The 4,954-nt window shown below is 62.9% G+C and carries 6 protein-coding genes; 2 read left to right on the top strand and 4 right to left on the bottom strand.

Annotated elements, in window-relative coordinates; translation table 11 throughout:
- Positions 1 to 137 precede the first annotated feature (137 nt).
- On the top strand, positions 138 to 1,151 hold the full coding sequence (locus BS38_RS0123845; RefSeq protein ID WP_028272999.1) for a DUF4192 domain-containing protein: 1,014 nt from the start codon (positions 138 to 140) through the stop codon (positions 1,149 to 1,151).
- A gap of 146 nt (positions 1,152 to 1,297) precedes the next feature.
- The gene (locus tag BS38_RS27515) at positions 1,298 to 1,471 is read left to right on the top strand and encodes a hypothetical protein (protein ID WP_197025033.1); all 174 of its coding nucleotides are present in this window, start codon (positions 1,298 to 1,300) and stop codon (positions 1,469 to 1,471) included.
- A gap of 998 nt (positions 1,472 to 2,469) precedes the next feature.
- Here BS38_RS27515 and BS38_RS0123855 read toward each other — a convergent pair.
- From BS38_RS0123855 to BS38_RS27350, 4 genes are all read right to left on the bottom strand, one after another.
- The gene (locus BS38_RS0123855) at positions 2,470 to 3,282 is read right to left on the bottom strand and encodes an IS3 family transposase (protein ID WP_197025034.1); all 813 of its coding nucleotides are present in this window, start codon (positions 3,280 to 3,282) and stop codon (positions 2,470 to 2,472) included.
- Between the two features lie 38 nt (positions 3,283 to 3,320).
- Positions 3,321 to 3,809 carry a helix-turn-helix domain-containing protein gene (locus tag BS38_RS0123860; RefSeq protein WP_028273001.1) on the bottom strand — a complete coding sequence of 163 codons (489 nt, stop codon included), beginning with the start codon at positions 3,807 to 3,809 and terminating at the stop codon, positions 3,321 to 3,323.
- Between the two features lie 86 nt (positions 3,810 to 3,895).
- Entirely contained in the window at positions 3,896 to 4,555 is a 660-nt protein-coding gene (locus tag BS38_RS0123865; RefSeq protein ID WP_028273002.1) for a Helicase associated domain protein, read from the bottom strand.
- A gap of 124 nt (positions 4,556 to 4,679) precedes the next feature.
- Complete coding sequence (locus BS38_RS27350) at positions 4,680 to 4,886, bottom strand: hypothetical protein (RefSeq protein ID WP_156037248.1); 207 nt, start codon at positions 4,884 to 4,886, stop codon at positions 4,680 to 4,682.
- Positions 4,887 to 4,954 lie beyond the last annotated feature (68 nt).

Below are 4,954 nucleotides of genomic sequence, written 5' to 3' on the forward strand. Positions count from 1 at the left end.
TTCGGGTGGACAGGGCCTCCGTCGGGCACAGCTACGCAAGCTTCGCCAGCAGGCAAAAAAACAACGGGGGGAGAGGGGAAGCTGGCCGGTCACCTGAGCCGCCCCACCCACCGAATCCTCAGCAAAGGACAAAAACCATGACTGAATCATTGAAATTCACCGGCCCCGCCGACATCCTCGCGTACATCCCGCACAGCCTGGGCCACCAGCCGGAAGAATCCTTCGTACTGCTGACCCTGAACGACAAACGCCTCGGCGCGACCCTGCGCGTGGACGCCCCGGCCGAAGCCGCCCCGGCCGACTACGCCCAGACCATCGTGACCTACCTCTGCGCCGACGAGAACGCCACCGGCACCATCCTGGTCATCTACACCGACGAAACCAGCCCCGACGACGGCCGCCCCTACCGCGACCACGTCGACGCGCTAAGCAACGAACTCGCCCTCGCCAAGATGCCCCTGAAAGACGCATGGATCATCACCAGCAACCACTGGCGGAACTACCTCTGCACAGACCCCTCCTGCTGCACCGACCAGCCGCTGGAAGCCATCACGGACAGCAACGGCAACGCCGCCCTGATCTACACCGGCAGCAACATCACCGGCATCGCCGAACCCGCACCGTTCACCGGCGACCCGGCCACCGCCGAAGCCATTGCCTCGGAGATCCCGCAGGGCTGGCCCGAAGACCTGGACGGCGCCCGCGCCCTCTGGGAGAAGATCCTGAACGACCCCGCCACCCTCACCGCCGAAAGCGCCCGGGAACTGGCCGGAGCGTTCCAGCACCCCACCGTCAGGGACTACCTGCTCGCCGACGTCATCACCACCGCCCCGGAACAATTCACCGCCGTCATCCTCGGAATCGTCAAAGGCCGGCCCGACTGGGCCCGCGTGGACCACGCCCAGGAACTCGCGTTCGAACTGATGAAAACCACCCCGGAAGGCCAGCGCGCACCAATGCTGTGCCTGATCGGCTGGCTCGAATGGCTCAAAGGCAAAGCAAGCTTCGCCGCCCGCTACTTCAAACTCGCCATGGACGACGTCACCGACTTCCGACTCGCGTCCCTGCTCGCCGAACTGATCAACCGCGGACTCGTCGCCGACGTCGCCCGGAACAAAGCCACCGCCTACACCCCGCCAGCACGGACCTAACCTCCACGGCCGGACCCCGCACAGGGGTCCGGCCAACGCCCCGTTCCCGGCCGTGAGTGCGCCGGCGAAGCACCTTGCCAGCCAACCGGCAGGAACCGCGGCTAGGGTGAAAGGACACCGCCGTCCGATCACCCAGGGAGCACCCCGTGGCAGCAGAATTCCGCAGGACCGAAGACGACACAGTCGGCCCCGAAGCCAGCGCGGCCGAAGACCTGTTGGAGCTGCGCCTGCTCACCGCAGAAGACCAGGGCCTCGGCCCCGTAGACTTTCCCGTGAAAGACCACCGGCTCGACGAGCTGCAGCTCGACGACGAGCTCTAACACCGGCACCGACGACGCTGCCCCACAAAGTTTCCTTTTGCTGAGGGAAAACAGGGAAGGCCGGCACCACTTTGAACTGGTCCCCGAAAGTTGGACTCGTGATTGTGCGTGTTCCACTCTATCGGCCGGTGACGGCTGTTCTAAGAAGTCCTCGTCCCGTTTGGGACGGGGACTTCTTCGTGGATGGTAGTTCTATGGATGCTAAAGCGAGTGCTCATTCAAGACTTCGCATTACCGGCATGGCTTCCGCGGACGACCGGGTTATGGGCAAGCGCCTCCATACATGGGCACTGAAACGGTGGAGGACGTGGCGGTCGCTTGCTCCGTCACTCTGATAACAACACAGGCTGGCCCCTGGACCAACGTCAGCCCCGGGAACTGGGCAGGTCGTTCCCCACATGGGGTGACCGTGTAAGACGTGGGTATGTCAGGGTCTCCATGGAGGACTGCTTCGCTGGTTTCCCAGTCTGATGCCGAGGCGATGATGAGGGAAGCGTCTGACGGGGCGTCGATAGTGATGGTCCGTTCCCCAGATCCCGCTGCCACAGTTATCGGCGTCTTCCATGCCCCGTATTTCTTTCCTCCGTTGCCCGTGAAGGGGTACCCGTTCATTTCATCCCGGACGGGCCAAGAATAGTATGCAGGGCTACCCGCCCAGGAAAGCGATGAAATACCTTGGGCAGCGGGAGCTTCGGGGGCGGGAGGAGGACTGCCTCGCCATGCATCTTCACAGGTCAAATTAGAGGCCAGCTGCAGCCGCGGATGGGACGTCTCTGGGGCGGGATCTGGCTGCGTCGTCGAGCAACCATTGACTGCTACTAGAACAACCAACGCCGCTGCTGCCGTGATCTGCAGTGACCCCATAGCTTCCCCCGTTGAGCTAATGAACTGCTATAAGAACACCACGAAGAGAGCAAAGTGGCTATCCATGTCCCGGCTGCTGTGGGGCGGAGACGCGGCGCAGCGGGGCGTACCGATGAGGTTTGGCGAAGAGGGACCTACGCGGCAAGCATCTGAGCGCGATACTGTACCGGGCTAAGACCCTTAAGCGTGGTGGAAATTCTTTCGGTGTTGTACCAACTGATGTAGTCGTGCAGCGCCGTTGCCAGGGCATCGGTGTTGAGGAATCGGACGCGGTGAAAGAGCTCTTCCTTGAGGTGGCCGAAGAAGTTCTCCATGACGGCGTTGTCGTAACAGTTGGCTTTGCGGGACATCGACTGAACGGCGCCGGCTTCCTGCAGGAGTTTGCGCCAAGAGGTGTGCTGATATTGAAATCCTTGGTCTGAGTGCACGAGCGGCTTCTGCCCGACCTCCAGGGTGGCCAGGGCGGCGCGCAGCGAGGAGTTCGTGAGCTCCAGATTGGGCGAGAGTCCAATGGCGTAGGAGATGATCTGCCGGTCAAAGAGATCCATCACCGGGGACAGGTAGAGTTTCCTGTCGCCAACGCTGAACTCGGTCACATCGGTCACCCATTTCTCGTTCGGGGCATCCGCATCAAATTCCCGCTTCAGTAGGTTCGGGGCCACGACGCCCTGCTCGCCTTGGTAAGAGTTGTAGCGCTTCTTCCGTCGAACCTTGCAGACCAGCCGCAGTAACCGCATCAGCTTTAGCACGGTCTTCTTCGCGACCGTCCAGCCTTGTTTGACCAGTTCGATATGGATGCGGCGGTGTCCGTACCGGGCGTGGCTCTTCTCAAAGATGCCCGTGACCGCTGCCTTGAGGTCTGCTTGCGGGTCAGGGGCGAGCAGCCGAGCTTGGTGATAGAAGAACGTGGACCGGGGCACGCCAGCGACGTCCAGAAGAACTTCCAACCGGTGTTGGGCCTTGAGAGCGATGACAGCGCGGACCTTTAGCGCCGTTCCTCGTCCCTCAAGGCGTTTACTTTTCCCAGGAAGGCCACCTCTGCCCGCAACCGCTCGTTCTCGCGGCGAAGCCGCTGCAGCTCCGACTCCGACTCTGCCGGCACCTTGAGAGATGAGGGTGGTCGTCCGGGCGGTTTCGGGCGTAAACCGTCTTCGCCCTCGTTGCGGTATCGCCTCGCCCACTTCTTGATCAGATCCGGCGAAGAGAGTTGGAGCTCCTTCGCCAGGGCGACCTGGCTCTCCCCGGCCAGGAACCGACGGACCGCATCGAGTTTGAACTCAAACGTGAACTTCCGATGGGTTGATTTGGTCACCAGCGCCGTCCCTCCGCGAACTCTCCACAGGTTATGGATACGGATGACAGCTTTAGAACGGACCCCGATCCTCGTCGCCGCTGCCTTCGCGCCCCAACCAATCTCGAACAACGCTACCGCGGCCTCGCGCTGCTCCTCAGATAACGAACTACTGTCCTGCATAAAACTGCTCCCCGATAGAAGGACCGATTTCTCAGTCCAACTTTCGGGGAGCAGTTCACTTGTGCCGGCCTTCCCGCCTTAAATTCTCAGCTGCCCGGCACACCGGGTTTCCGTCCCCGTTGCCGTCCGGTACGCCAACCCGGCACCGATTCATCCAGCGCCTGCGCCTTCGCTGGTTCCAGCTCGCTGCGGCGGGCCTTGTAGCGCTGGGTATGCAACCACACGCCCAGTTCGTGTTCCTCACCGGTCACGGTGGCTTTGTGCCGCGGCCAGTCATGCCCGGCCGCCCGGTACCTCACCAGGGCAGCCAGCCTGTCCTGCCACCTGGCCTCGTCGGTCGCTGCGCGGGCTGCGCCCTGCCATCCCGGCAGCACGCCGAGCCCGGTCCGGTACTCGGGCGCCAGCGTCCCCTGGGCGGCTTCGCGGCGTCGCCGCTCCAGCCATACCCCCAGGCTCCGCTCAGCTGCCGTCCCGGCCCTCGGGGAAGGATACCGGCCCGTTTCCTGCACCACCGCCACCAGCTCCCGTATCCGCTCCAAACCGTGTGCGCTGACACGGGGCGTATTCCCGCACATAGCTTCTTTGTGCGCGGACTCAAGACCAGGATCCGCGGCCCTCGCCACCGAGAGGTGATAGCCGACGGTCGAGCCGGGTACGCCGGTCACCTCAGCGATCCGGGAACGGCTCAGCCCGCTGCGGTACATCAACACCCACTCCGCCTTCGGCGCCGCACTCCGCTTGGTCATCGAATCATCCTGCCAGCGGACAGCCCACAGACCGAACTACTCATTTACTCACGATGAGTAAATGAGTCAGCAGCGGGGAGGGGACGACCGGGCCCGCAGCAGACGGACAACCACGAAGATGCGCCTACGCCGAACCAGGCGTTGACTCCTTCGTAGCGCGCAAGCAGAGCAGCGCCCGGGCGGCGAATACAACGCCGGCGAGAAGAAGAATGACGGCCGAAACAATGAGATACCAGGCTCCGTTAGAGCCCAGTGCGGTGGATACGCCGATGAGAGAGAAAATAACTGCCCCCAGCGACCAAATGAGCGTTGCCCTTCTGGTGTTATTCATGCCCTCAGCCTAAAGGGCATGCTCGCGGGGCTCGCACTCGTTTGGGCGTCCGCTGGCGCGGCCGGCTG

It is taken from the genome of Arthrobacter sp. UNC362MFTsu5.1 (assembly GCF_000685965.1).
Lineage (GTDB): Bacteria > Actinomycetota > Actinomycetes > Actinomycetales > Micrococcaceae > Arthrobacter.